General features: G+C 38.5%; 25 protein-coding genes. 19 read left to right on the plus strand and 6 right to left on the minus strand.

Annotated elements, in window-relative coordinates:
- Nucleotides 1–183: 183 nt before the first annotated feature.
- The 4 genes from dpaL (at nucleotide 184) to ABN236_RS16545 (ending at nucleotide 5,645) form a co-directional block, all read left to right on the plus strand.
- Nucleotides 184–1,401 (plus strand): diaminopropionate ammonia-lyase, encoded by a 1,218-nt coding sequence (gene dpaL, locus ABN236_RS16530; RefSeq protein WP_349474430.1) that lies wholly within the window; start codon nucleotides 184–186, stop codon nucleotides 1,399–1,401.
- Nucleotides 1,402–1,431: 30 nt separating this feature from the next.
- The gene (locus ABN236_RS16535) at nucleotides 1,432–2,616 is read left to right on the plus strand and encodes a YgeY family selenium metabolism-linked hydrolase (protein WP_349474431.1); all 1,185 of its coding nucleotides are present in this window, start codon (nucleotides 1,432–1,434) and stop codon (nucleotides 2,614–2,616) included.
- 72 nt (nucleotides 2,617–2,688) lie between these two features.
- Nucleotides 2,689–4,275, plus strand: a complete 1,587-nt coding sequence (locus ABN236_RS16540; RefSeq protein WP_349474432.1) for an N-acyl-D-amino-acid deacylase family protein — start codon at nucleotides 2,689–2,691, stop codon at nucleotides 4,273–4,275.
- A 95-nt stretch (nucleotides 4,276–4,370) separates the two neighbouring features.
- Complete coding sequence (locus ABN236_RS16545) at nucleotides 4,371–5,645, plus strand: MFS transporter (protein ID WP_088493928.1); 1,275 nt, start codon at nucleotides 4,371–4,373, stop codon at nucleotides 5,643–5,645.
- A 222-nt stretch (nucleotides 5,646–5,867) separates the two neighbouring features.
- On the opposite strand, the gene prfH is transcribed toward ABN236_RS16545, so the two are convergent.
- The 4 genes from prfH to deoC all read right to left on the minus strand — a co-directional run bounded on the left by prfH (nucleotide 5,868) and on the right by deoC (nucleotide 9,429).
- On the minus strand, nucleotides 5,868–6,479 hold the full coding sequence (prfH, locus tag ABN236_RS16550) for a peptide chain release factor H (protein ID WP_349474433.1): 612 nt from the start codon (nucleotides 6,477–6,479) through the stop codon (nucleotides 5,868–5,870).
- Nucleotides 6,479–7,615 (minus strand): RNA ligase RtcB family protein, encoded by a 1,137-nt coding sequence (locus ABN236_RS16555; RefSeq protein WP_349474434.1) that lies wholly within the window; start codon nucleotides 7,613–7,615, stop codon nucleotides 6,479–6,481. Before ABN236_RS16555 ends, prfH begins: the two co-directional genes overlap by 1 nt.
- Before the next feature lie 313 nt (nucleotides 7,616–7,928).
- Nucleotides 7,929–8,705: a DeoR family transcriptional regulator gene (locus tag ABN236_RS16560; protein ID WP_349474435.1), complete on the minus strand. Its 777-nt coding sequence runs from the start codon at nucleotides 8,703–8,705 to the stop codon at nucleotides 7,929–7,931.
- A gap of 55 nt (nucleotides 8,706–8,760) precedes the next feature.
- Nucleotides 8,761–9,429, minus strand: coding sequence for a deoxyribose-phosphate aldolase (gene deoC / locus ABN236_RS16565; protein WP_075672244.1), 669 nt, complete (start codon nucleotides 9,427–9,429; stop codon nucleotides 8,761–8,763).
- Nucleotides 9,430–9,608: 179 nt separating this feature from the next.
- On the opposite strand from deoC, the gene rbsK reads away from it, so the two are divergent.
- From rbsK to ABN236_RS16610, 9 genes are all read left to right on the plus strand, one after another.
- A complete protein-coding gene (gene rbsK, locus ABN236_RS16570) occupies nucleotides 9,609–10,529 on the plus strand; it encodes a ribokinase (RefSeq protein WP_349474436.1) in 921 nt (306 codons plus the stop codon).
- A 235-nt stretch (nucleotides 10,530–10,764) separates the two neighbouring features.
- The gene (gene murQ / locus ABN236_RS16575) at nucleotides 10,765–11,676 is read left to right on the plus strand and encodes an N-acetylmuramic acid 6-phosphate etherase (protein WP_349474437.1); all 912 of its coding nucleotides are present in this window, start codon (nucleotides 10,765–10,767) and stop codon (nucleotides 11,674–11,676) included.
- 42 nt (nucleotides 11,677–11,718) lie between these two features.
- On the plus strand, nucleotides 11,719–13,083 hold the full coding sequence (locus ABN236_RS16580; protein WP_311755595.1) for a PTS transporter subunit EIIC: 1,365 nt from the start codon (nucleotides 11,719–11,721) through the stop codon (nucleotides 13,081–13,083).
- Between the two features lie 24 nt (nucleotides 13,084–13,107).
- On the plus strand, nucleotides 13,108–13,959 hold the full coding sequence (locus ABN236_RS16585) for a MurR/RpiR family transcriptional regulator (protein ID WP_088493922.1): 852 nt from the start codon (nucleotides 13,108–13,110) through the stop codon (nucleotides 13,957–13,959).
- Nucleotides 13,959–14,747, plus strand: coding sequence for a sulfite exporter TauE/SafE family protein (locus ABN236_RS16590; RefSeq protein WP_088493921.1), 789 nt, complete (start codon nucleotides 13,959–13,961; stop codon nucleotides 14,745–14,747). The genes ABN236_RS16585 and ABN236_RS16590 overlap by 1 nt, the downstream gene beginning before the upstream one ends.
- Nucleotides 14,748–15,049: 302 nt before the next feature.
- Nucleotides 15,050–15,151 carry a leader peptide SpeFL gene (speFL, locus tag ABN236_RS16595; RefSeq protein WP_109372621.1) on the plus strand — a complete coding sequence of 34 codons (102 nt, stop codon included), beginning with the start codon at nucleotides 15,050–15,052 and terminating at the stop codon, nucleotides 15,149–15,151.
- 139 nt (nucleotides 15,152–15,290) lie between these two features.
- A complete protein-coding gene (gene argF / locus ABN236_RS16600) occupies nucleotides 15,291–16,283 on the plus strand; it encodes an ornithine carbamoyltransferase (protein WP_088493920.1) in 993 nt (330 codons plus the stop codon).
- Between the two features lie 15 nt (nucleotides 16,284–16,298).
- Nucleotides 16,299–17,246 (plus strand): carbamate kinase, encoded by a 948-nt coding sequence (arcC, locus tag ABN236_RS16605; protein WP_349474438.1) that lies wholly within the window; start codon nucleotides 16,299–16,301, stop codon nucleotides 17,244–17,246.
- A 104-nt stretch (nucleotides 17,247–17,350) separates the two neighbouring features.
- Entirely contained in the window at nucleotides 17,351–18,862 is a 1,512-nt protein-coding gene (locus ABN236_RS16610; protein ID WP_075672261.1) for a YfcC family protein, read from the plus strand.
- 190 nt (nucleotides 18,863–19,052) lie between these two features.
- Here ABN236_RS16610 and ABN236_RS19365 read toward each other — a convergent pair whose 3' ends face one another.
- Entirely contained in the window at nucleotides 19,053–19,220 is a 168-nt protein-coding gene (locus ABN236_RS19365) for a hypothetical protein (RefSeq protein WP_265331822.1), read from the minus strand.
- Nucleotides 19,221–19,311: 91 nt separating this feature from the next.
- Between ABN236_RS19365 and ilvB the strand changes: the two genes are divergently transcribed.
- Nucleotides 19,312–21,009, plus strand: coding sequence for an acetolactate synthase large subunit (gene ilvB, locus ABN236_RS16620; protein ID WP_349474439.1), 1,698 nt, complete (start codon nucleotides 19,312–19,314; stop codon nucleotides 21,007–21,009).
- A 3-nt stretch (nucleotides 21,010–21,012) separates the two neighbouring features.
- On the plus strand, nucleotides 21,013–21,297 hold the full coding sequence (gene ilvN / locus ABN236_RS16625) for an acetolactate synthase small subunit (RefSeq protein WP_069368073.1): 285 nt from the start codon (nucleotides 21,013–21,015) through the stop codon (nucleotides 21,295–21,297).
- Between the two features lie 51 nt (nucleotides 21,298–21,348).
- On the opposite strand, the gene ABN236_RS16630 is transcribed toward ilvN, so the two are convergent.
- Nucleotides 21,349–21,927, minus strand: a complete 579-nt coding sequence (locus ABN236_RS16630) for a helix-turn-helix domain-containing protein (protein ID WP_069368071.1) — start codon at nucleotides 21,925–21,927, stop codon at nucleotides 21,349–21,351.
- A gap of 184 nt (nucleotides 21,928–22,111) precedes the next feature.
- Between ABN236_RS16630 and ABN236_RS16635 the strand changes: the two genes are divergently transcribed.
- The 4 genes from ABN236_RS16635 to ABN236_RS16650 all read left to right on the plus strand — a co-directional run bounded on the left by ABN236_RS16635 (nucleotide 22,112) and on the right by ABN236_RS16650 (nucleotide 26,967).
- Nucleotides 22,112–22,858, plus strand: a complete 747-nt coding sequence (locus tag ABN236_RS16635; protein ID WP_349474440.1) for a sulfite exporter TauE/SafE family protein — start codon at nucleotides 22,112–22,114, stop codon at nucleotides 22,856–22,858.
- A 200-nt stretch (nucleotides 22,859–23,058) separates the two neighbouring features.
- The gene (locus ABN236_RS16640) at nucleotides 23,059–24,246 is read left to right on the plus strand and encodes an MFS transporter (protein ID WP_349474441.1); all 1,188 of its coding nucleotides are present in this window, start codon (nucleotides 23,059–23,061) and stop codon (nucleotides 24,244–24,246) included.
- Between the two features lie 743 nt (nucleotides 24,247–24,989).
- Nucleotides 24,990–26,336, plus strand: a complete 1,347-nt coding sequence (locus ABN236_RS16645; protein WP_088493913.1) for an NCS2 family permease — start codon at nucleotides 24,990–24,992, stop codon at nucleotides 26,334–26,336.
- Between the two features lie 127 nt (nucleotides 26,337–26,463).
- On the plus strand, nucleotides 26,464–26,967 hold the full coding sequence (locus tag ABN236_RS16650; RefSeq protein WP_088493912.1) for a GNAT family N-acetyltransferase: 504 nt from the start codon (nucleotides 26,464–26,466) through the stop codon (nucleotides 26,965–26,967).
- Nucleotides 26,968–26,986 lie beyond the last annotated feature (19 nt).

The raw sequence follows: 26,986 nt of genomic DNA on the forward strand, positions 1-26,986 counted from the left end.
TTAATTTCATCTCTTAATCGTTAAAACAATAAAAATATTTAAAATCAAATTGTTATGTTTTTATTCAATGCTTTTTGAGTGAGTTGGCATACATATTGCGATATAGGGGATAACCCTATGTATTCCGATTAATCGCGATATTGGGTTATCGCGAATTTTAAAGTGTGATTAAGAGGTAATTCCATGCAGGAGCAATTGCAGTACCTGATTAACCAAAGTTCATTTACGCGAAAACCAACCGCTGAGCTTGCCCCTTTTCATTATGAAGAGTTAGCCAAAGCGTTGGATTTTCACAGAACTATTCCAGGATACGCACCTACACCGTTATTTCATTTACCCCAGTTAGCCAAAACTTTAGGGGTTGGTGAGTTATATCTCAAAGACGAATCTTTCCGTTTTGGTTTAAAAGCGTTTAAAGCGCTAGGCGGTGCTTATGCGATGGCACGCCATATTGCTGATTTCCTCGAAATGGACATAAGTGAATTACCTTATGAGGTAATGATCAGTGATGAGATCAGGAAAAAGTTAAATGGCGTAACTTTTGCGACAACCACTGACGGGAATCATGGACGCGGTGTTGCTTGGATGGCAAGACAGTTAAAGCAAAAAGCTGTGGTCTATATGCCAAAAGGATCGTCACAAGAACGTTTGGACGCCATTTTGCGTGAAGGTGCCGTCGCTGAAATCGTTGATATGAACTATGACGATGCAGTGAGAATGACGGCTGAAATGGCTGAAAAATACGGCTGGATAGTGGTTCAAGATACTGCATGGGATGGTTATGAAGAGATCCCACTTTGGATCATGCAAGGCTACGGCACTTTAATGCTGGAATCTCTCGCACAATTACATGAAGTACCTCCGACGCATATTTTTGTGCAAGCCGGTGTGGGCTCTTTTGCGGGTATGGTGCAAGGCATGGTAACTGCGGCTTATGGCAAACAAGCACCGAAAGTGATTGTGGCTGAAGCGCGTATTGCCGACTGTTTATATCAATCTGCAGTATTAGGAAAAGCGGATGCTATTCCTGTTGGTGGAGATCTACAAACAGTGATGGCAGGGCTTGCTTGTGGTGAAGCGAATAGTATTGGTTGGAATTTATTACGCGATTATTCAGCGGCATTTTTCTCTTGCCCTGATGCCGTCGCGACTAGGGGAATGCGGATTTTAGGGAACCCTTTACCTGGTGATCCGCACATCATTTCTGGTGAATCTGGCGCAGTGACAACAGGCTTGCTCTCTATTTTGATGCAATCACCTGTTTATCAGAGTGCGAAAGAAGAGCTGGGATTAGATGAGAATGCAAGAGTGCTTGTGATAAGCACTGAAGGTGACACCGATCCTGAGCGTTATCGCGATATCGTGTGGGATGGCGAGTTGCCTAGCTTCAAACAATTTTAAAAAACAAATAAGTCTTTTGGAGTGAACAGTATGTTATCAGCAAACCGATTTGATGAAGTTATTAAGAATTGCCAATTATTAATCCAACAAAAAAGCTATTCAGGTGAAGAAGGTAACGTTGTTAAGGTCATAGAAGAGATGATGAAAAACTATGATTTTGATGACATTCATATTGATAAATACGGCAATATTATTGGCGGAATAATAGGTCAACACCCAGGGAAAACCCTTGTTTTTGATGGTCATATCGACACTGTACCGGTTAGTGAACGTGATTGGAAAGAAAAGCCTTATGGTGCAGAAATAAAAGACGGCAAGATTTATGGCCGTGGCACCAGTGATATGAAAGGTGCTGTCGCAGCCATGATTTCGGCGATAGGTTTTTACGGTCAAGATAATCAGCGTAACTTTGCTGGCCGCATTTATGTCTCTTGTATTGTGCATGAAGAGTGTTTTGAAGGTGTTGCCGCAAGACTCGTTTCTGAGCGCTATAAACCAGACTATGTGGTGATTGGTGAAGCCTCCGAATTAAACCTCAAAATTGGGCAACGTGGTCGTGCTGAAATTGTAGTTGAAACCTTTGGTAAACCTGCTCACTCCGCTAATCCAGATGCAGGGATCAACTCTGTTTATAAAATGGCAAAACTGATCGAGAAGATCAGAACCTTAACGCCATCAGTTCATCCTGTATTAGGAAAAGGGATCTTAGAACTAACGGACATTAAATCATCACCTTATCCGGGTGCTTCGGTTGTACCTGAGTATTGCCGTGCCACTTACGATCGCCGTTTATTAGTGGGTGAAACTAAAGAACAAGTGCTTGCACCATTACAAAAAGCGATTGATGAGCTTGCTTCTCAAGATGCTGATTTTAAAGCTAAAGTCTCTTATGCCTATGGTACTGAAAAATGTTACACCGGGGCCACTATTGAAGGTGAACGTTTCTTCCCTGGTTGGGTATTAGAAGAGAGCGATCCTTATGTACAAAGCGTTTTAAAAGGGCTGAATGAATCAGGCTTTAACCCTACTGTCACACAATATTCTTTCTGTACTAACGGTAGCCACTATGCAGGTGAAGCGGGTATTAAAACCATTGGTTTTGGTCCATCCCGCGAAAACTTGGCGCACACCATTGATGAATATATCGAAATTGAACAGCTAACAGGTGCTGCGAGTGGTTATTACAGCATTATGAACAGCCTTTATCACCTTTAATTCTTACGAAATAAATCCTTACTAGAAGAGTATCTGACAAAATCGTCAGATGCTCTTTGGAGAAATAACAGAATGAAAACAATATTTAAAAACGCCACTGTTATTGATGGAACAGGGGCAAGTGCATTTCAAGCTGATGTTATGGTTAATGAAGGAAAAATAATAAAAATCGGTCAGTTTGATGCAAAAACAAATGATCAGATCATTGATGCAACAGGGAAAATAGTCTGTCCCGGTTTTATTGATACTCATACTCACTCTGATCTGTCTGCTCTGCTTAATCCTGCTTTATCCGCCAAAATCCGCCAAGGGATCACGACTGAATTGTTAGGGCAAGATGGTGTCGCGTTAGCACCATTACCAGAACAATATATTTCAGCGTGGCGCAAGAATATTGCGGGTTTAGATGGTGATTCTGACAGCATTGATTGGCATTTTAAAAATACCGAAGGTTACTTGGGGATGTTGGAAGCCAGAGGCTCTGCAACGAATCTTGCTTACCTTGTTCCTCATGGCAACATTCGAATGGAAGCGATGGGATTAGAAGGTAATCCTTCTACTCGCGAAGATGTCGCCAAAATGTGTGAGATCTTAGAGCGTGAATTAAAAGCAGGGGCATTTGGTTTATCAACAGGATTGATTTATATGCCTTGTGCCTTTGGTGATACTGCTGAAATGATCGAACTTTGTAAGGTGACAGCAAAACACAATGGTATTTTTGTCGTTCACCAGCGCAGTGAAGCTGACGATATTATTCAATCGACTCAAGAGCTTATTGATATCGCCAAAGCATCGGGTGTTTGGTTGCATATTTCCCATATGAAGGTTTGCGGTAAGAAAAACTGGGGATTAATTGACGAAATGCTCGGCATGTTAGAGCAAGCACAAAAAGAGGGTATCCGTATCTCTTTTGACCAATACCCATATGTAGCAGGCAGTACCATGCTTGGGGTAATTTTACCGCCTTGGGTTCACGCAGGAGGTACAGAGAAACTATTAGAACGCTTAGCTTCTCCTGAACTGCGTAAAAAGATGATTGAAGATATCGAAAAAGGCATTCCGGGTTGGGATAACTTTATTGATTTCGCAGGGTTAGAAAATATTTATGTCACTAGTTCTAAAACAGAAAAAAACCAAGATGCCGTTGGTCTTAGTCTTGTAGAGCTAGGCAAATTGAGAGGAAAAGATCCGTATAACGCAACTTTCGATCTGCTATATGAAGAAGAAAATGCGGTAGGAATGGTGGATTTTTACGGTACAGAAGAACACGTTATCAAATTCTTATGTCGTCCTGAACAAAACGTATGTACTGATGGGCTAATGGGCGCAGGTAAGCCTCATCCCCGTGTATTCGGTGCCTTCCCTCGTGTTTTAGGGAAATACGTCAGAGAAGAAAAATGTCTCACTTGGGAACAAGCTATCCGCAAAATGACAGGTAAACCTGCCGAAGTCCTTCGATTAACCGACAGAGGCTTAATTAAAGAGGGATATGCCGCAGATATTGTGATGTTTGATCCTGAAACCATTATTGATAAAGGCACGTTTGTTGAACCAAACCAATATCCAGAAGGGATCGACTTGGTGATGGTCAATGGCCGTATCGCATTAATTAATGGGGTCGAAAGTTACGCTTGTAGCGGTCATGTTTTAAGAGCATAGCCGCACAATAGCGCTCTTAAACGTTAAACCTTATCTCTGTTTATCACGGTTGTTCTTCAACCGTGATGGTTTCCCCTTACCTGAGGAACAGGAAAATGAGTTCAAATATTATTCCAGACCTTCATCAGAAGAAAACATGGAAAGCTCGTTATACCGTTTTATCCTTAATTTGGTTAGCATGGTTACTCTCATTCTTAGATAGAATGGTAATGAGTGTTTCATTACCCTTTATTGGACGTGATCTTAATCTTGATACCACCCAACAAGGCTTAATAATCAGTGCGTTTTTTGTCGGTTATGCGGCATTCCAAATCCCCGGCGGTTTCTTAGCTGACCGCTTTGGTGCGCGTAAAATCATGGCGATCGGTATTGCATGGTGGTCAGTCTTCACCAGCTTAACAGGTATGGTGTTTACATTACCGTTAATGCTTGCTGTGCGATTCTTATTTGGTATTGGTGAAGGCTGTTTTCCATCCGCCTCTTGGAAAATGATCTCAACGTATTTCCCATCTAAAGAGCGTGGTCGCGCAACGGCAATTCAATCAACAGTAAATACCTTAGGACCAGCATTAGCTGTCATTGTTGCAGCGAGTATTATCGGTGCTTTTGGCTGGCATATGGTGTTTATTGTTTTAGGTATTCCGGGTTTATTAATTGCAGCCGGTATTTATTTCTTCACTCGTGATAATCCAAAAGATCACCCAAGTATTACTCAGCAAGATCTCGATGAGTTAGCGGCGGATGGTACATTAACGGATAAACCTGTTGAAGCGGTACCTTTTAAAGACGTTTTAAAGATGCCAGTATTGTGGCAAATGGCAGCGATTTGGTTTCTATTTGATATTACCTTCTGGGGATTCTCAACATGGTTACCAAGTTATTTAATTACTGTTCGTGAATTCTCTTTGGCTAAAACTGGGGTAATGGCGGCTATTCCATTCTTATTTGGTGCTGGTGGTACATTATTAGGTGGTTATGTTTCTGATAAATGTAAATCACAGCGTAAATGGTTATATATGGTTACCGCAGTGATTGCAGCAGGCTTCTTATATATGACATATACCGTTGAAAGTGCTGATATGGCTGTTGTATATCAGTGTATTTCAGCATTATTTATGTTCTTCGCTATGGCAATGTTCTGGGGTATTTTAATGGATACTATCCCGAATAAAATCATGGGTCGTGCTTCAGGGATTGTTAACTTCGGTGGTCAAATGGCGGGTGTTGTTTCTGCACCTGTTATGGGCTTCTTAATTAAAGCCAGTGGCGGTAGTTATGACAGTGCATTTATGTTTATGATAATTGCATTGGTTGCCTCTGCTGTTGTGACGTTCACTGTTAAAATGCGAAATACACCCGCAGAAATTTAATTAATCAGTATTCATAATATTTATATTTAAATAAGTGTGATGTTATTAAAAAAAATAAGATTAATTAAATAAAATAAATGTATTAACTGTAAGATTTATTTATTAAAACTCACTATATGCTTTATTGATTTTTTAATTTAAAAAATCTTATTGCAGGATACTTTTGTCTTAAAAAAAGCCACGATTAAAAATCGTGGCTTTGCTTTTGTTAGATTAATAACATTATTTGCTTATCAGAACAAAGTCATTACCACTAAAACAGAGTGTGGCATCGCCACGAATAACTCGGTGATGGGCAATATGGCGTTGGCTATTTAATGAGGCATGTTGCTTCATCATATAAGCCTCTAAATGCCATGCAATAAGTTGCTTAGCGAGCTTTTTATTGGCGTGCTGACTACGCTCTGATTGCACTTTTACACTAATGCCAGTGGCAATATGTGTTGCTCTGACCGCAGACTCTGTTTTGTTAACATGCTGACCACCGGGGCCATTGGAACGCATAGTTTCAAAGACAATTTCTTTGTCATTAATTTCATCAGGTTGTTCAAAACAAGCAACACCAATAAACCAGTTTTTACGTTTATGTCGTGGTCGCAATGTGCTTGCACACTGCCATTGCACTGATCCCGCCCACTGTTGTGCGATAGCTTGTGCATCACTACCTTCAAGAGATATTAATGCAGATTTTAAGCCATGACGTGAAGGTTCTTTTTCAAGAACAGTAACATTCACTTGCTGTTTTATCGTTGATTTCAAAAAGTAATTTAAGGCTTTTTCAACGGCTAAACAGCACTCTTCAGGGCCTTGTGCGGAGGTGAATTGTAATAACATTACGCCATCTCCCCACTTGTTTTATAGGTGATCACAGGTTTTAAACGTGCAATAACTTCGATTAATCCAATACTCACCATACTTTCAATCACAGTTTCAATTGATTTATAAGATTGTGGTGCTTCTTCATAAATCAGTTGTTTATTGGCACAAATAATACGGCTACCTAATGCAGTTCGTGAAAGTTGTAAGGGGGTAAAACGGTGTGATAAACGGCCTTTACACTCGGTACGCATCCATTTTCTGCCTGCACCATGCGGTAATGAATGAAGGCTTAATTCAGACACAATGGGCTTAACAATATAACTGTAGTCACCGCGTGAACCCGGAATAACGACCATATCGTGATGTGCCGGTGTTGCACCTTTACGATGTAACCAACCTTGTTGACCATGTAATTCGCAAGGCTCTACAAGATTATGATTTACATCAGAAATAACTTCGCCTTGAGTGCGAATTTGGCGCATCATTCTTTCACCAATAAGGCGACGATTAATCTTTGCATAATCAAGTGCATTATTGTGAGCTTGCAAATATTCATTTGCATTTTCGGTGTTAGCAATCAGTCCTTTATGACCAAACTGTTCTGTATGGGCACGTAAGATAGATTGTCCTAAACCTCTCGATCCGCTGTGAACGAGTAGCAATAACTGTTTTTTATTGATACCACTTTCAGCAAAAAGCGTTTCATTGATCACTTGGTCAATTTGTTGGAATTCAGCAAAGTGATTACCGCCACCAATAGAGCCTAAAGAGCCAGCAAAAGGATGGTTTTGCATTTCAGTCGGTAGATGTGCTTCTAGCCATTCTGAAGGTGCGATATCACTCATTTCACTCAACTGTTTTTCTGCTTTATCTAAGTTAAGTTTGCTGTTTTTAAATTCAGTTTGAAAGAGTGTCATACCACAGCCAATATCATTTCCGACTAAAGCAGGGTAAAAACGATTAACAGAAAAAAAGGCTGCACCAATAGGATAACCGCGACCTGGGTGTAGGTCTGGCATACCTGCCACATAAGCCATATCAGGAAGTTGAGCCGTTGTTTCTAGTTGTTGGATTGCTTTGCTTTCAATCCAAGTATTATCCGATGCGATATAACAAACGCTATCAGATAAATAATGAACACACTTGTCCATATACCAATCCATATAATGTAAAGGATAAAAAGATAAATTGATTGGCGGACAGCAAAAAGAAGGAAAAAAGGATTACTTCTGAGATTGTCCGCAAAGAGTATTCATATTTGTAGTTGTCATGGGATACCTCCTTGCGTTAATTAAAATGGGTGAGAAATAATAAATCGCGGGCATAGTAACCACTTTTTTTTGCCTTGGCAATCAAAAAGTGGCGTGAATTTTCTTTATTTTTATAAAAGAGAATAAATATAATTTATTTAATTTAAGGCTAACTTTTCTTTATTATCTATTTTAGTTAGCACTCTATTTTTAATTAATAAATCACTTTTACTGAGCTTTTTCGGCAATAATCTTCGTAATCATCCGTTAATTTTCTATCTGTGATAACAACATCAAACTGAGCTAAATCGCCCATATTGCCTGTCGCTGTTTCATCAAAATAGTGATATTTGGTGAGTAAGATTTTACGAATAGATTTATCCATCGCTTTTTTCTTCATATAAAGATCGTCGATGTTATAACAGGTAACGCCAAAGTCGAGATGAACACCTTCAGCTGAAATAAAGGCTTTCTTAGGATTAATGCTATCAAGATAAGAAGGTTGGGTAGGATTGTAGAATGAATCACTTTTAGAGCGATATTCACCTCCGCAGAGTAATACGGTGGCATTTTTCTTCTGACTTAATGCCAAAAATACGCGGTGAGAATAACAAATTCCGGTGAAATGTAGGTTATCGGGAATAAGCTCAATCAGTGTAGGAATAAATTGCCCATTATCGAAAAAAAGAACATCGCCGTCAGAGACCATACCTGCGGCAAGATTAGGAATATGAAGTTCTTCGGTTTGATCCGGTGTAATAATATCAGAGGATGTTGAGATTAACCCTGAATGAGGCTGGGCTAATGCAACAATGTAACCACCTAATAATGACATCGGAAAAGGGTTTTCGGCGTTAGAACTAAGGTCGCGCCTAATTGTCATTTCAGAAACTTCAAGGATCCTCGCGGCGTCTTTAAGATGTATGCGACCTGAGCGTTTAATACATTCACTGAGGCGGCGCAAACGTTCGTGCTGTTTGGTCTCTATCACCGAAGGATCCTTGTGTTATCGAATAGCGTACTCCAAGAAAATATACGCTAAATAATTAGTAGTTTGATTCAGGTGCATCTGAATCTGTTGCGATAGCGACACTTGCGCTAGCACCGATACGTGTTGCACCTGCTTTGATCATGTTTAATGCTGTTTGACGATCGCGAACACCACCTGATGCTTTCACGCCAACTTCATCACCCACTGTTTTGCGCATTAAAGCAACATGATGTTCGGTTGCGCCCATTGTACTGTATCCTGTTGATGTTTTCACAAAATCAACGCGGATCTCACGACACATTTCACAAACTAAACGTACTTCGTCGTCAGTTAATAAGCAAGTTTCTAAAATAACTTTCAGAGTTGTATTACCACAAGCTGCTTTTACTGCTTCAATATCTTGTTTTACGAAGTCTAAACGACCGCTTTTTAACATCCCGATATTGATAACCATATCGACTTCTTGTGCACCTTGACGAATAGCTTCAGCCGCTTCGAATGCTTTTGTTGCTGTTAAACCAGCACCAAATGGGAAGTCGATAACACAACATACTTTTACATCGCTTCCTTTAAGGCAAGTTCTTGCTAAAGGGATGTAAGAAGTGTTAATACAAACAGAGAAGAAACCGTGTTCAGCTGCTTCAGCACACAATTTCTTGATTTGTGCTTCAGTTGTATCTGCAGCAAGAAGGGTATGATCGATATAATTAGCTAATGGACGCATAGTATATTCCTTAATAAGAAGATTGTTATTTATCACTCATGTTAGTTTGGCAACATATTAGTGCTGTTTTAACGAGATAACAATCACAAATGATATTTAAATAACATGATACTGTTATACATCTATCAAAATGTCACTATTTTAACATTTATAAATTTTACATAAGAGTAAGAGGCGCTATGGATATCGCAGTGATTGGTTCAAATATGGTGGATTTGATCACCTATATAGATAGGATGCCAAAAGAGGGGGAAACCCTTGAGGCGCCGGCATTTAAGATTGGTTGCGGTGGTAAAGGGGCTAACCAAGCGGTTGCTGCGGCTAAATTAAATTCAAAAGTGATGATGTTAACAAAAGTCGGTGATGATATTTTCGCGGATAACACCATCATGAATTTAGAGTCTTACGGTATTAACACTCGCTATGTTGAAAAAGTGCCTGGGACAACAAGCGGTGTTGCACCTATTTTTGTGACTTCTCAATCATCAAATAGCATTTTAATTGTGAAAGGTGCTAATCAGCATTTGTCGCCAGAAGATATTGATAGAGCGACAGATAGCCTGAAAAAATGCAAAATAATTGTACTGCAATTAGAAATCCCGCTTGAAACGGTCTATCACGCTATTGAGTTCGGTAACAAACACCATATTCCTGTGTTATTTAACCCTGCGCCCGCTTCAAAAGCATTAGATCTTAATATTGCTGCTCGTTGTGACTTTTTTGTTCCTAATGAAACAGAACTGGAAATTTTGACGGGTATGCCAATCACCACAATGGATGAAATTCGTGAAGCCGCTTGTTCTTTACTACAAAAAGGCTTTAAGAATGTCATCGTTACATTAGGTGAAAAAGGTGCATTATGGATGAATGGCGAAATTGAGAAGTACATTCCTGCCATCGAAGTTGATGCAATAGATACCAGCGGAGCGGGTGATGCCTTTATTGGTTGTTTCTCTCATTATTATGTTCACACCAATAATATTGAAGAAGCATTAAATAAAGCCGTGATGTTTTCAGGCTTAAGTGTTGCCGGAAAAGGCACACAATCTTCTTATCCAAGCATTGAAGAATTTGGGCAGTTTTTAGCGCAAGCAAAGTAGTACACCTCCGCACTATCATATCTTTATATTCCACTTGCTATCTTGTTTAGATAGAAAGTGGAATTGATTTAAAATCAATTGATTACCTTATTTTTATAATCATTGTTGAATTTCTTATAAAGAAAAAAGCTGAGCTTAATGTGACTGATTTCACAAAGTGATGACAAGTAAGATTGAAATATTATTTCATAAGATGTAATTTTGCTTGAAATTTGGTTTCATTAAGGTTGTTGTGATGAAAGAAGATGCATTGAGCGAATGTCTTAGAAATGAAAGCAATCAAGAAACAGCACAGTTTTCTGAATTAAGCGCTTTAGAGTTGGTTACGCTTATCAATAATGCAGATATGACTGTTGCCAATGCCGTTAAAAAAGAATTGCCCGCTATTGCTAAAGCAGTAGAAAAAATTACTGAACGTTTGCAAAAAGGTGGGCGTATTTTTTATGTCGGTGCAGGAACAAGTGGCCGATTGGCGGTATTAGACAGTGCGGAATGTCCTCCTACTTTTGGTGTATCTCCTGCATTAGTGCAGGCGATTATTGCAGGCGGTCATGATGCAATGCTAAAAGCGGTCGAAAATATTGAGGATAGCCAAGAAGCGGCAATCGAAGAACTTCAACGTCGTCATGTCAGTCATAAAGATGTCGTTATTGGTATTGCTGCAAGCGGTCGCACACCTTTTACTGTCGCGGCTTTGCAATATGGTAAAAAGCTAAAGGCGTTGACTGTCTCTATTACTACACGTGGCAAAAGTATGATGAGTGAAATTGCTGACTTATCTATTGCGCCAGATGTGGGCGCAGAGGTGTTAACAGGCTCTACAAGAATGAAAAGCGGCACGGCTCAAAAAATGATTTTGGGTATGTTAAGCACCAGCGTAATGACTAAGCTTGGAAAAGTGCATAAAAATCTTATGGTGGATGTGATCGCGAGTAATGAGAAATTACAACGTCGTGCTGAAGGTATTGTCAGCGAAGTGTGTGGAATTTCCAATGAAAGAGCCAGAACGCTGTTACAAATGGTTAATTATCATCCTAGAAAAGCCATTTTAATGTATGAACTTCACTTGAGTGTGGAGAAAGTTGATCAAATTACACAGCAATATCCTTATCGTTCGCTACAACAGCAACTTGCCCTATTTAATTAATAACAATATGAGTAAACACTCTGAACTTTAGCAGGCGCACATATGGCTAATAAAATAGAACATCTCGACACGTTAGCAATAGAAATAGAAAAACACGCTGGTGGGTTTCAAAATGTGGCAACCCTAACACATTGTATGACTCGTATTCGATTGATTTTAAAAGATAGTTCGCTATTTGATGCAGACGCTTTAAAACAAGTCGAAGGCGTTAAAGGTGTTGTATTTAATGGCGAACAGCATCAAGTGATTGTAGGAATGGGAACTGCGGCAAAAGTTTATTCCATCATGAATAAGCGTATGCAAAACAGCTCTACAAGTAGTGAAGATGAGCCTGCGTCAACACCAGTGAAAAAAGGCTTCTCCATTCGCCGCATGTTAAATACATTAGCGGCTATTTTTGTTCCAACAATTCCCGCTTTAATTGGCTGCGGTTTGATTATGGGGCTAATTAATATTATCCGTTTAGTCGCACCGGGCTTAGTTGAGCAATTCCCCGAGCTATTTAAATTATTCAAATTAATTGGTAGTACGGTATTTGCCTATCTTTCTATTATGATTGGGATAAATACAGCTAAAGAGTTGGGAGCGTCAACTTCGATTGGTGCGGTAATGGCGGGGTTATTAGCCATGCCGGGGCTTGCTGATATCACTTTATTTGGCGAGAAATTACAGCCAAATAGTGGCGGTATTTTTGCGGTATTAATGGTGGTGGTGTTCTCTTCAAAATTAGAATTATGGTTTCGTAGTATCGTTAAAGAGAGTCTCGATCTTATCTTAACGCCGTTTGTGACTATTTTAGTCTCTTCACTTGTGGCGATTATGATATTCCAACCAATCGGTCATTATCTTAATCAGTTATTAGCACAGGGCGTTTCACTATCACTTTTAAATCAAGGTGGTGGCGCAGTTGTAACGGGTGCAGCGTTAGGGGGAAGTTTCTTATTTTTACTCTTAACGGGATTACACCAAGGGTTAATTCCTATTCATACCGAAATCTTAAATACTTTTGGTTTAAATTACCTATTCCCTATTTTAGCTATGGGTGGAATGGGGCAAGTAGGCTCTTGTTTTTGGGTTTATTTACGTACTAAAAATCAGCGTTTAAAGAAAACATTAATGGGAGCATTACCTGTTGGTATTTTTGGTGTTGGTGAGCCTTTATTATTTGGTGTTTCTCTTCCATTAGGAAAACCGTTTGTCGCAGGATGCATTGGTGGCGCTGCTGGTGGTGCATTAATGGCATATTTCCAAGTTGGGATCATTATTCCATTTGGTACAGCTGGGTTATCATTAATTCCGTTAGTCGGTGATGGTCAAATTATTAAGTTCTTGATTGCAGTATTAGGTGCATGGATTGTCGGTTTTATTGCCAGTATGCTAATGGGATTTACTGATCCAGAGAAATAAGTCAGAAATAAAAAGGATAACAGAATGTCGACACTGACCAAAAAGCTTGAAAGTTTGCTAACACAAGGCAAAGGCACAGAACAACGTATTGCTCATTATTTATTGGAGAATAGTGAGAATATTGCCAGTATGAATGCCGCTGATCTGGCACTTAAAGCAGGTGTAAGTAGTGCTTCTGTTATCCGTTTCTCTCGTCAAATGGGATATCGCGGTTATCCTGAATTTAAAATTGATTACCTTTCAGAAGAAAAGCAACAAAAAAGCAGTGGCGATATTCTTTATGGTAATCTCGCAAAAACAGACTCGACAGAATTAATTATTTCCAAAACAGGGCATCTGTTTACCAGTGCTATTTTAGATTCATTAGCTTTGTTAGATCCCAGTACCATTGATGTGTTAGCTGAAAAAATGGTATCAGCAAAACGTATTGTATTGTTTGGTATTGGCGCATCGTCGGTTGTGGCGAGTGATATTTTTCATAAATTAATTCGTGTAAATAAAAACACATTATTTAGTCCAGATCTTCATGCTCAACTGGCTTATTCCGCTAATTTATCTTCTGATGATATTGCTATTGCTGTCACGGCTAGAGGAAATACGGCGGATATTAATCGGATGCTGAAATCAGCAAAAGATGAGGGTTGTTTAACGGTGGCATTAACGCGTTTTGGACAAGATGAAGCAACTCGATTATCCGATTATACATTGCCCTATTTTTATGACGAACAGCATTCTCAATTAGGGGTGATCACGCCACAAGTTTTACAAATGGTCGCCTTTGATGTGCTGTTTTTTAAATATATGACATTAGCCAGTGAGTCAGCAGAAAAAGCATTATTAAAAGGGCGGGAAGCTGTTATGCAAGGAAATCAATAATGTTACTTATCACCACATTAGCGGTGGGTGCGGCTATTGGTTTAATTATAAGTACGACGGGTGTGGGTGGCGGGGTTATTGTTTTACCTGTATTGACCTATTTCTTTGGCATGAATGCATTAATGGCAGTCGCAACGGCTAATTTATTATCCATGTTGATGAAAGTCACTTCGTCTTATATGCATTTTCGCCTTGGAAATATTCCCTTTAAAAGGGCGATGATTGTATTAGGAATAATGCTACCAAGTACCTTTTTAGCCAGTGTTTTGGTTAATTACTTAGGTTCACTAGAGCAGTATCAGCAACAAGTTGAATGGGGAATTAATGCGCTTGTTGTTAGTGCTATTGTTTTTTCTCTATTTCTCTTTGTACAGAGAATGTTTTTCTCATTACCTCCGGTTGTCGTTGAAAATACAGCGTTAGCGCCTTTAAATATAAAAGCACTATTACTTCCTGCAATTGCAGCCGGTGTTGTTTTAGGTGCGACAGGGGTGGGTGGTGGCGTAGTTGTATTACCGTTATTGCTGCGTTATGCAAACCTCTCGATTAAGCAAGCCATTGGTACTTCTATATTTACCACGACATTATTATCGGGATCTTCAGCACTCGCCTATATGCAAGATGGGCATACAGATATTCATTTGGCTCTGGTGTTATTTTTAGGTTCGTTGATCTCTATTCCGCTGTCTAAGTGGCTGTTAATCAGAATGCCTGACAGGGTGTTTCAGTATGCGACTTTGATCTTAATTATTTGTAGTGCCGTGATGATGTTAGCTAAATTATTCTAGTATTAAAATGTATCATTAATGTTAACTATAAACGCATAATTTAAATAATAGCCAAATAAAAATAATTTTTCATTGGCTATTATTCTATTATCTCATTAATTTAATTGAGGTCATTATTAATATAAAAATGATCAACCACTTTTTTATTGTGTGTTAATGGAATGTATTTTTGATAATTTATTTTTACTGATATATGGTTTTTATCGTAAATAGATAATTGAGATGATAGTCACATTAATGTTAATTCCTATATGTTTCACTGTAACCCTCATTTAATACCTATAAGTGAAGGTACTAGTATTATGGAAAATAATAATAGGAAAACACCTCATATTAGACGTATTGCCCACATTATGATGTATAAACAACGTCAGTGCTTCCATTTCTCTGTTTTTAACGGATAAGTCCTCTTTCTATGCTCTAAAAATATAAAGCATACTTCTTAATAACCTAGGTTATTGAGGAAGATCCTCTATTATTATTTAAATAACAAACTATTTTTTAACTCTATTATTATCAGAATAATTAGGAGATAGGATTATTATGTCTATTAATATTAAAGGTAGAAGTTTTTTAAAATTACTCGACTTTTCATCAGCTGAAATTCAATATTTATTAAAGCTTTCTAAACATTTTAAATCATTAAAAATGGCGGGTATTCCTCATCGCTCTTTAGAAGGTAAAAATATCGTTTTATTATTTGAAAAAACCTCAACACGTACACGTTGTGCCTTTGAAGTTGCAGGTTATGATTTAGGAATGGGGGTCACTTATCTTGATCCAGGCTCATCACAAATGGGGAAAAAAGAGTCTATTGAAGATACTGCGCGTGTGTTAGGGCGTTTCTATGATGGTATTGAATATCGTGGTTTTGATCAGTCATTAGTTGAAGAATTGGCAGCGAAATCAGGAGTACCTGTATGGAATGGTCTTACCGATAAATTCCATCCAACTCAAATGTTGGCGGATATGCTGACAGTTGAAGAAAACTTTGGTCATTTAAAAGGGCTTAAACTGACTTTCTTTGGTGATGCCCGCAATAACGTTGCTAACTCTTTAATGGTGGTTTGCGCGAAATTAGGCTTACATTTTACCGCATGTGGCCCAGCATCTTTAATGCCAGAAGAGCAGCTTGTGAAGGAATGTCGTGCAATCGCAGCTGAAAACGAAGGCTCTATTACATTGACAGAAGATATCGAGAAAGGGGCAAAAGACGCTGATGTTCTCTATACCGATATTTGGGTTTCAATGGGTGAGCCAGACAGTGTTTGGGACGAGCGTATTCGTTTATTAAAATCCTATCAAGTTAATGAATCTATGATGAAAATGGCAAATCCACACGCTATTTTCTTACACTGTTTACCTTCATTCCATGACCGTTTAACAACTATTGGTGAAGATATTTATCAAAAATTTGGCTTGAGTGAAATGGAAGTGGCAGACGGTGTTTTTGAGTCTCGCCAATCAAAAGTTTTCGACCAAGCTGAAAACCGTATGCATACCATTAAAGCCGTTATGTTTGCGACTTTAAGCTAAAGCAAGGAGTTAACAATGCCTAAGAAGGTATTTATTGCTTTAGGGGGAAATGCACTGGGCAGTACGCCACTAGAGCAAAAACAGATAGTACGGAAAACCGCAAAACCGATTGTAGATTTGGTTGAGAAAGGTTACCAAGTCATTATTGGTCATGGAAATGGTCCACAAGTTGGGATGATCAATTTAGCTATGGATTATGCGTCGCAACAGAACATAGGCACCCCTTATATGCCATTTGCTGAGTGCGGTGCAATGAGCCAAGGTTATATCGGTTATCATCTACAACAGGCGATTAATGATGAATTATGTACGAGAAATCTGAATAAAAATCATGGCTGTGCAACCATTGTGACGCAAGTGGTTGTTGATAAAAATGATCCTGCTTTTTTATCACCCACAAAACCAATTGGCGCGTTTTATACTCAACAGCAAGCTGAGGCTATTGAAAAAGAGCATGGCTTCCACTTTATGGAAGATGCAGGGCGTGGATATCGTCGAGTTATTCCATCACCCAAACCGTTAGAAATTGTGGAATCACCAATTATTAAACAGTTAGTTGAACACAATATTGTGGTGATCACGGTTGGTGGTGGTGGTATTCCTGTTATTCGAAAAGGGGAGTTATTAGAAGGCATTGATGCTGTTATTGATAAAGATAACTCTAGCGCTAAATTAGCTGTCGAATTAAAAGCAGATACTTTATTAATATTAACGGCTGTTGATAAAGTCGCTATTAATTTTAATAAACCAGAGCAAATGAATTTAGATAAATTAACATTTTCTCAGGCTCAAGAATATATTTCTCAAGGGCAATTTGCTAAAGGAAGTATGTTACCTAAAGTCGAAGCTTGTCTTAATTTTCTAAAAGAGAGTGATAAAGGTGTACAAGCAATTATTACTTCTTTAGATAATGCATTATCTGCTTTAGAAGGAAAAACAGGTACAACAATTATTTCCGATTAATATCATACTTATCATCATTCTAAATTTAATTCTAAAAATAAACACTGCCAGTTAGATATTATTTCTACTGGCAGAGTTACCTCTTATTTAAGTCGAGGGCGCTTATGAAACTTAAAAAGTTTGCGTTTCCGACCGCATTTACTATTTTATTTGCAATTACAGTAATTGTGGTTGGCTTAACGTGGATTATTCCGGCTGGCGAATATCAACGATTAAGTTATAACTCAACAGAGCCATCATTAGTGGTTGCGAAAATAGATGGTTCTCATGAAGTGTTACCTGCAACTCAAGCCACATTAAATGATTTAAATGTCTCTATTGAGATTGATAAATTCACGGATGGGACAATTAAAAAACCGATAGCGATACCCGGAACCTATGAACGTGTAGCACAGCAACCTAAAGGGATAATGGATATTACCGAAAGTATGGTGAAAGGGACGATAGAGGGAGCTGATGTTATTGTTTTTATTCTTGTACTGGGGGGACTTATCGGGGTTGTTAATAAAACTGGCGCATTCAATGCAGGTTTAACAGCACTGGCAAATCGAACCAAAGGCAAAGAGTTTTTAGTGGTATTTGGTGTCACGATTATATTATCCATAGGCGGGACAAGTTGTGGGATTGAAGAAGAAGCCGTCGCCTTCTATCCCATATTAGTCCCTATATTCTTAATATTGGGCTATGACGCTATTGTGTGTGTCGGGGCTATTTTTCTTGCCTCTTCAATGGGGGCAGGTTTCTCAACTGTCAATCCTTTCTCCGTTGTTATTGCATCAAATGCTTCGGGGATCAGTTTTATTGAAGGGATCGGCTTTCGTACTATTGGGTTAGTGATTGGTACGATTGGTGTTTTGGTTTATTTATATTGGTATTGCAAGAAGATCAAAAAAGATCCGGCTTTCTCTTATAACTATGAAAATGCCGAAAGTTTTAAACAGCGCTTTTTAAGTAATTACGATCCTAATGAGATATTAGAATTTTCATGGCGTCGTAAAGTGATCCTCTGCTTATTTGTTGCTGCTTTTCCTATCATGGTTTGGGGCGTTATGGATATGGGCTGGTGGTTCCCACAAATGGCGGCTCTGTTCCTTGCTATCGCTATCATCATAATTTTCCTTTCTGGATTAAAAGAAAAAACAGCCATTGATGGATTTATTCATGGGGCTTCTGAACTCGTTGGCGTTTCATTAATAATTGGTTTAGCTCGTGGTGTTAACCTTGTGATGGAACAAGGTAAAATTGCCGATACTATCCTTGAGTTTATGTCTCATATGGTTGCAGGAATGCCACCAAGCCTATTCTTATTAGCACAGCTCGTTGTTTTTATCTGTCTAGGTTTTATTGTTCCTTCCTCTTCAGGTCTTGCGGTTTTAGCGATGCCAATTATGGCGCCATTAGCTGACGCAGTTGGTGTTCCTCGTTATATGGTGGTATCAGCATATAACTGGGGGCAATATATTATGTTGTTCTTAGCACCTACCGGACTGGTGTTAGCGACATTGCAAATGCTAGATATCTCCTATAACAAATGGCTTAAATTTATTATGCCGATGGTGATATTTATGTTTGTACTTTCAGCAACACTGTTATTGGTTCAAGTCGCTTTTCTATAAAATTAAATTGATGTGTTTACGTTATTAAATGGATTTTTGGTTATTCTGTAATGTGAAATTAATCTAGTTTTTTATGCTGCAATCGGAGTTATTTTTTGATTTTCACTAGAAGTGATCTAGCTCTCGTTTTTAGCGGTGATAAAAAATAAACCGAAAAAAAAGGTTGTTAATTTGTAGAAGTTATGTTTTTTTAAATATAGATAACACGTAAACACATCACTAAATTAATTGATAGGTAACCCATGATCATCACTAATCTACTACAAAGCCTACGACTAACAGCGCACATCGCGGCTGTGGTTGTCGTGCGTGTGGTGGTGGTCGTCGGCAAAGCGCCGTAACGGGTCCGAATCAACACAATTTCGAAACCCCGCCGGCGCACTAACCGGGCGGGGTTTTTCTTTTCTACCTGCCCATCAAGTCCGGCTTAAAACAAAGGACAGATAAAAATGGGTGATCAACAAGAAAACGCCACAACAAGTAGAACGTTTACTGGTGCGCAATTAATCGTTTATTTACTGGAACGGCAAGGCATTACGACAGTTGCAGGGATCCCTGGTGGTGCAGCACTTCCGTTGTATGATGCATTGAGCCAAAGTAAATCTATTCGACATATCTTAACTCGCCATGAACAAGGTGCTGGTTTTATTGCACAAGGTATTGCCCGTGCAAATGGTAAACCTGCTGTTTGTATTGCTTCGAGTGGACCGGGTGCGACAAATTTAGTCACAGCAATTGCCGATGCTAAGCTTGATTCTATTCCTTTAGTTTGTATTACAGGTCAGGTATCTTCAGCGATGATTGGAACTGATGCTTTCCAAGAAGTTGATACTTACGGCATGTCTATCCCAATTACTAAACATAACTATTTAGTTCGTGATATTGCTGAGTTACCTGAAATTATTTGTGATGCGTTTCGTTTAGCGATGTCAGGAAGACCAGGTCCTGTTTGGGTTGACGTACCAAAAGATATTCAGCAAGCCAAAATTACATTAGAAGTGTTACCGCCTATTCAACAAAAAGATCCTGTTCCCGCATTTAATACTGATTTAGTGATACAAGCGGCGCAGATGATTAATCAGGCTAAAAACCCTGTTTTATATTTAGGTGGGGGGATCATTAGCTCTGAAGCATGTAAAGAAGCAATTGAATTAGCAGAGAAAAACAACCTGCCAACAACAATGACTTTAATGGGGTTAGGATTAATGCCACCTTCGCATCCTCTGTATTTGGGGATGTTGGGTATGCACGCGACTCGTAGCACCAATTTTATTTTAGAAGAAGCCGATCTGTTGATTGTATTAGGGGCTCGATTTGACGATCGCGCCATTGGTAAAGCCGAGAAGTTTTGCCCTAATGCTAAAATTATTCATGTTGATATCGATCGCGCTGAAATTAGTAAGATCAAACGCCCTGATATTGCGATCCACGCCGATGCAAAATCAGTGTTATCACTGTTACTACCATTGATTAATACAAACAAGCGTAATGAATGGATAGAGCGTGTTACGACACTGAAACAAGAATATCCATTAGAGATGAAAAACTCTGAAAATATCTTAAGTGGTTATGGCATCGTATTAGCGGCTGCAAATTGCGTAGATGATGATGCCATTATTACAACAGATGTTGGGCAACATCAGATGTGGGTAGCACAAGCCTATCCGTTAAATCGACCTCGACAATGGTTAACGTCTGGCGGTTTAGGTACGATGGGATTTGGTTTACCAGCAGCAATTGGTGCCGCATTAGCTGAGCCAGATAAGAAAATCCTCTGCTTCTCAGGGGATGGCAGCATTATGATGAATATTCAAGAATTTGCTACGGCAGCTGAGCATCAATTAGATATCAAAATTATTTTGATAAATAATCAGGCGTTAGGATTGGTTCACCAACAACAAACACTGTTTTTTGAAGAGCGCATTTATGCTGCGGCTTACCCTTATCAAACAGATTTTATTCGTATTGCACAAGGTTTTGGTTTAGATACCTGTGATTTAAATCAGGAAGCAGATCCTGCGAGTGCGCTAAAAGCAGCGATTGAAAAACCAGGTCCATGTTTAATTCATGTAATGATTGATATTCATGAAAAAGTATTTCCAATGGTACCGCCAGGGGCGGCAAATATTGAGATGATAGGAGCTTAATTTATGTCACAACAATCACAACCTATCGCGCTGGAATTGATTGTTCGCAATCACCCCGGTGTTATGACCCATATTTGTGGGCTATTTGCTCGCCGTGCATTTAACGTCGATGGTATTTTGTGTTTACCGATGAAAAATAGCGATAAAAGCCGAATTTGGCTATTAGTGCAAAAAGATGATCGCTTAATGCAGATGGTGAGTCAGGTAGAAAAGCTTGAAGATGTAAAAGAAGTCAGATTTAGCGATGATTTGCGAGTTTTTGAGCAAATGGAAAGTTATTTAAATTAATGTAGATTGGCTCTCTCTTTATCATTAAGAGCGAGCCAATAAATATTGTGCTTAAGGACGATGGTGGTAATGCTGTTGATTTGGGCTAGACATAATCACAGAGGCGCGCAAATGGCCTTCTACACAAATATAAGAGTGGGGCGCATTACCATGAAAAGCATAAAAATCACCGGTTTCTAATAAAACCGTTTCGTCGTTATCAAAACGCATCATTAATTTACCAGAATAGACCATGATGTGTTCTTGAGTACCATCTGCGTGAGCAGGGCTATTAATAATCGCACCATGCTTCATTTCGATATGCCAAATCTCAGTAATATTGCCGATACCAATACGGAATTTAAACTCTTGAGCATAATCCCCAACGATAGGTTTATGTCGTTCTAAACGGGGATATTCTTCACGCGTGAAACTAAATAAATCTCCCAAAGGAAAGCCAAGCGCTATCGCGATAGCCTCTAAGGTATCGATTCTAGGATTAGAATCACCGGATTCTAACTTTGACAATGCAGCCTTGGATATTCCCGATTTTCTTGATAACTCATTAAGTGACAAGTTTCGAGATTGTCTTAACTGTTTGACTTTATTACCAAGGTATTCATTCGTTTTTTTAGGAGGTTGTGGGTTCATTGCCAATTCAAAATATCGTTAGTTTAAAAGTGTCATTCCGATTAGATAATAACACTAATTAACCGTATTCGGAAAAATGAGATCCTGTTTCTGCTGTATTTTGTGAATAGTTTTACGATCACTGTTCGATTTTTAATAATTACGCTAATATCCTTCATTAAATGATAATTATTCAAGGTTTATTATGATGGACTTACTTAGTTGGTCTGATCTTTTTATTTGCTTACTTACCTTATTTTTTGCTTATGTTATTTTCGGTATGGCTGGGTTTGGCTCGGCGTTAATTGCAGGCCCAGTATTAGCGCTTTATTTGCCTCTTTCAATGATAGTGCCTTTATTGGCATTAATCGATTTAAGTGCTGCCGTAGTGAATGTTTTAAGAGACGGTAAACAGGCTGATTTTAAAGAGATACGCTATCTTATTCCGCTTATTATTATTGGTAGTCTTGTTGGTGCGACGATTTTATTAACTACACGACCTGATTTGCTTTCTCTTCTTTTAGGTATCTTTGCTGCTTGTTATGCAATCTATGCGCTATTTTGGAAAAAACAAGAAAGCCAATTTTCTCAACGCTTGGTTTATCCTTTTGGGTTAATTGGTGGGGTATTTAGTGCATTGTTTGGTAGTGGCGGTTTTGTATATGCGATTTATTTATCAGGCAGAATTGCAGACAAAAATAAGTTTCGCATTACACAAACCACATTGATTGGTTTTAGTACACTAACGCGAGTGGTGATTTTTTTATTTGCGGGTATCTATTGGCAATTGGACATTCTTAAGTTAGCCGTTATTTTCTTACCTGCCATGTTTGCTGGTGTATGGTTAGGGCGAAATTTAACATTACGGATGTCAAAAGCACGATTTATGAGTGTGATTTATACCATTGTATTGGCATCAGGTACTGTGCTTATCTACCGTTACTTTTCTTAAGCGTTGTAGGATAAATGACGGTGAAGTGAGAATATTGTGAAAGGCAAAGATCTTCGTGAGTTAAATGGAGATCTTTCTCTGATTAACGTTACTTTTTAAGCATGTTTATCTATTTCTTATCTCCTATAATACAACAATATTTTATTTAACCACCTTCCTTTTATTACAGAGGTTTCTGTTATTCACAGAAACAAAATAACATGTCACATCAAAATTATCGCCAATCCGAAGTTTTTGCGATAACAACTATCACGGTAAGTATTGGCGTTATCGGGATTGTTATCGGATTAACTATTCCTATGGTTGCACTGCGCCTCAATTTAGCGGGTATTAGTGAATCTATCATTGGGCTTATTTCCGCAGCGCCAGCTATTGGGATGTTAATTATTTCACCTTTTGCTCGGCGTATTGTGCAATGGATTGGTAAACGCTTTGCGATGCTTTTAGCAACCATTATTTCTGCAATCAGTTTATTACCTTTAATGGGAAGCTTACCTCTAGAGTTGTTATTTCCTTTACGACTTATCACTGGTATTGCCAGTGGTGTGATGATTTGTTTAGGAGAGACGTGGATTAATGAGCTTTCACCTGATAATAAACGTGGGCGAATTTTAGCGGTATATACCACGGTATTTACTATCAGCCAGTTATTAGGACCTTCAATTATTGCGCTTTATGGCGTCGCAGATAAAACACCTATTTTAATTAGTGTCTTTATTCATATTATCTCTATTGTCCTGTTTTTAATGATGGATCAGAAAACAGGAGATAAATTACCAAAAGATACACAAGAGCCTAATTTTTCTATTATTCGCTTTGTTAAAGTTGCACCCGCAATCTGCGGCGGTATTGTTTTCTTTGCTTTTTTTGATGGCACCGTACTTTCAATGTTTCCTATTTATGGCCTAAGTATGGGACATACTGAAGCTATTGCAGCAATGATGATAAGCGCGATTTTAGCGGGTGATGCCATTATGCAAATGCCATTTGGCTGGCTTGCTGATCATATGAACAGAACACGGTTATACCGAATTTGTGGTGTGGTGACTTTACTTGCAAGTTTATTATTACCGATCACGATGTCTCATACATTTTTGATTTGGCCTTTATTACTGGTGTTGGGTGCAACAGCCGGTGCGATATACACCATTGCGTTAGTACAAATAGGGCAATATTTCTCAGGTAATGATCTGATGGTTGCAAACGCGTCTGCGGCGATGTTATGGGGAATAGGTAATTTATCCGGGCCTTTGCTGGCTGGCGCATTGTCAGAAATTTCTTCATCTTCACTGCCATTCTTATTGGTTGCCATGACAGGCTTGTTCTTAGTATCAACGATGGAACGTTGGAATCTAGGCGTTGAAGCACTCAATAGTAGCTCATCTTAATATCATTTCTTCTCTATCGTATTTCATTTAGGGGGTTAGGAATACGATAGAGGAAATCCCTCTTTTCTTTATTTCTAAATGTTTAATTTTATCTTATTGTTTTTTATAAATGATTATAATTATCTTTCGTAATTGTACTTATTTTAAAATTTATTAAGAATAATCTAGAAATGCCTATGTTGAACAGAAAGTCGTTTGCTAAAACAACGTTTATTCATCTAACGTTAGAAGTAGAAGATGACATTATCTTCAGATAAAAATAACGAATACTGCAAATCACTAATCGCCACACATAGGGAACGGGAGGTATTATTTATCTAGGCAACTTATTAAGGTTACTAATAATAGATAAATATACCTAGTTATTATCTTATTTAAAATAAGTTCAATAAAAACAATTAATTATTTTGTTTTTCTACTGTGAGATAAGCATGATATTGGATGATTGTATAAAAGTAGAATGATGAGGAAAGTAGATAGTTGCTTTCCTCTTTTTCTTTTTTTCTGACTTTAAATTATCTTTTTATGACATTTTTATTAAAAATGCATTTTTTCGCTTGATTCTTACCCTAAAAGCACCAGATAATCGTTTGCGTCAAATTCTCTCACTCAATCCACACGAAAAACCAAACGTTTGCTTTTGACTCCCTCTTAAGATTTTTATCGGTAAGAGGTAATTTTAATTGATACGTAATCGTTTTCGTTTTTTGGAGAGTGAACCGTTTTTATGTCAGAGGAATGTAATGTCTGCTAATCAATCAGCAACCACAGGTAAACTGGATAGCTATTTTAAACTTACAGCTCGCGGCACAACTGTTCGCAAAGAAATGATCGCCGGTTTGACGACATTTTTGGCAATGGTGTATTCCGTGATTGTTGTTCCTAGCATGTTAGGGCAAGCCGGTTTTCCACATACAGCGGTTTTTATCGCAACCTGTTTAGTCGCGGGATTGGGCTCTCTTCTAATGGGATTGTGGGCAAATCTTCCTATGGCAATTGGTTGTGCTATTTCATTAACAGCATTTACCGCTTTTAGCTTGGTCTTAGGACAAAACATCTCTGTGCCTGTTGCTTTAGGTGCTGTGTTTTTAATGGGGTGTTTATTCACCGTATTCTCATTAACCGGCATTCGTACTTGGATCTTAAAAAATATTCCAATCGGTATCGCACATGGTGCGGGAATAGGGATAGGGCTATTTTTACTTTTGATCGCAGCAAACAGTGTTGGATTAGTGGTGAAAAACCCATTTGATGGTTTACCTGTTGCAATGGGGAAATTTACATCATTCTCTGTTCTTATGTCACTTGCTGGATTAGCCGCTATTTTCGGATTAGAAAAACGTAAAGTGCCGGGTGGCGTACTATTAGTGATTGTGGCTATTTCGATTATTGGTCTTATTTTTGATCCTAATGTGAAATATCAAGGCATCTTTAAAATGCCTCAATTAGGTGAAGAAGGGCTTTCTTTATTGTTTGCGATGGATATTAAAGGTGCTTTACAACCTTTAGTTTTACCAAGTGTTCTTGCGTTAGTAATGACAGCGATTTTTGATGCAACAGGGACTATCCGTGCCGTTGCTGGTCAAGCAAACTTATTAGATAAACGTGGACAAATTATTAATGGCGGAAAAGCACTAACTTCTGACTCTGTCAGTAGTATTTTTGCAGGTGTGATTGGTGCCGCTCCTGCTGCGGTTTATGTTGAATCAGCCGCAGGAACAGCCGCTGGTGGTAAAACAGGATTAACTGCAACTGTGGTTGGTATTTTATTCTTACTGATCCTTTTCTTATCGCCTCTCTCTTATTTAGTTCCAGCTTATGCAACGGCACCTGCATTAATGTATGTAGGTTTATTGATGCTAGGCAATGTCACTAAGCTAGATTTCAGTGATTTTGTTGACGCAATGTCAGGCATGGTGTGTGCTGTATTTATTGTTTTAACGTGCAATATCGTCACAGGCATTATGTTAGGTTTCGGCTGTTTGGTGATTGGTCGTGTATTTGCCGGAGAATGGCGTAAACTCAATATTGGTACAGTATTAATTACTATTGCTCTAGTGGCATTTTATGCGGGTGAGTGGGCAATTTAATTAAAATAATCGGTTTTAAAGACAAAAGGCGGAATATATTTTTATTCCGCCTTTTTGCTATTTATTTATCTACTTTTATTCGCTATTGTCGAAATTAAACCTAGTTATTAAATAGTTGGTAGAATATATGCAAGAAATAAAAATACGCCACGGTGAACCTGACGACGCATCAGCAATTCAACAGTTATATACACATCCTGATTTATATATTTGTACTTGCCAATTTCCTTATCCTTCAGTCACGATGTGGAAAAAAAGATTACTTGAATTTTCAGAGCAAAATATCCCTAATTTTGTTGCAACCATCGATGGTCAAGTTGCGGGACATTTAGCACTGATAATCGATAATCACCCTCGTCGTCGCCACATTGTCAGTTTTGGTATCGGTGTTGGCGCTGAATATTCAGGGAAAGGTGTCGGTAAGTTACTCATCAATACAGCAATTGATTATGCTTTCAATTGGTTAGCCGCCACACGATTAGAATTAGAAGTGTATTCAGACAACGAAAGAGGTTTGCATCTCTATAAGAAGTTAGGCTTTGAAGTTGAAGGTATACGTCGTAAAGCCGCCTTTAGAGAGGGTAAATATTGTGATGTTGTTATGATGTCGATGTTAAGATCAATTGAATAATCATTAGTGTTACGAGTTA

The organism is Proteus sp. fly-1013 (genome assembly GCF_040140245.1).
In the GTDB taxonomy this organism is placed as follows: Bacteria; Pseudomonadota; Gammaproteobacteria; order Enterobacterales; family Enterobacteriaceae; genus Proteus; species Proteus mirabilis_B.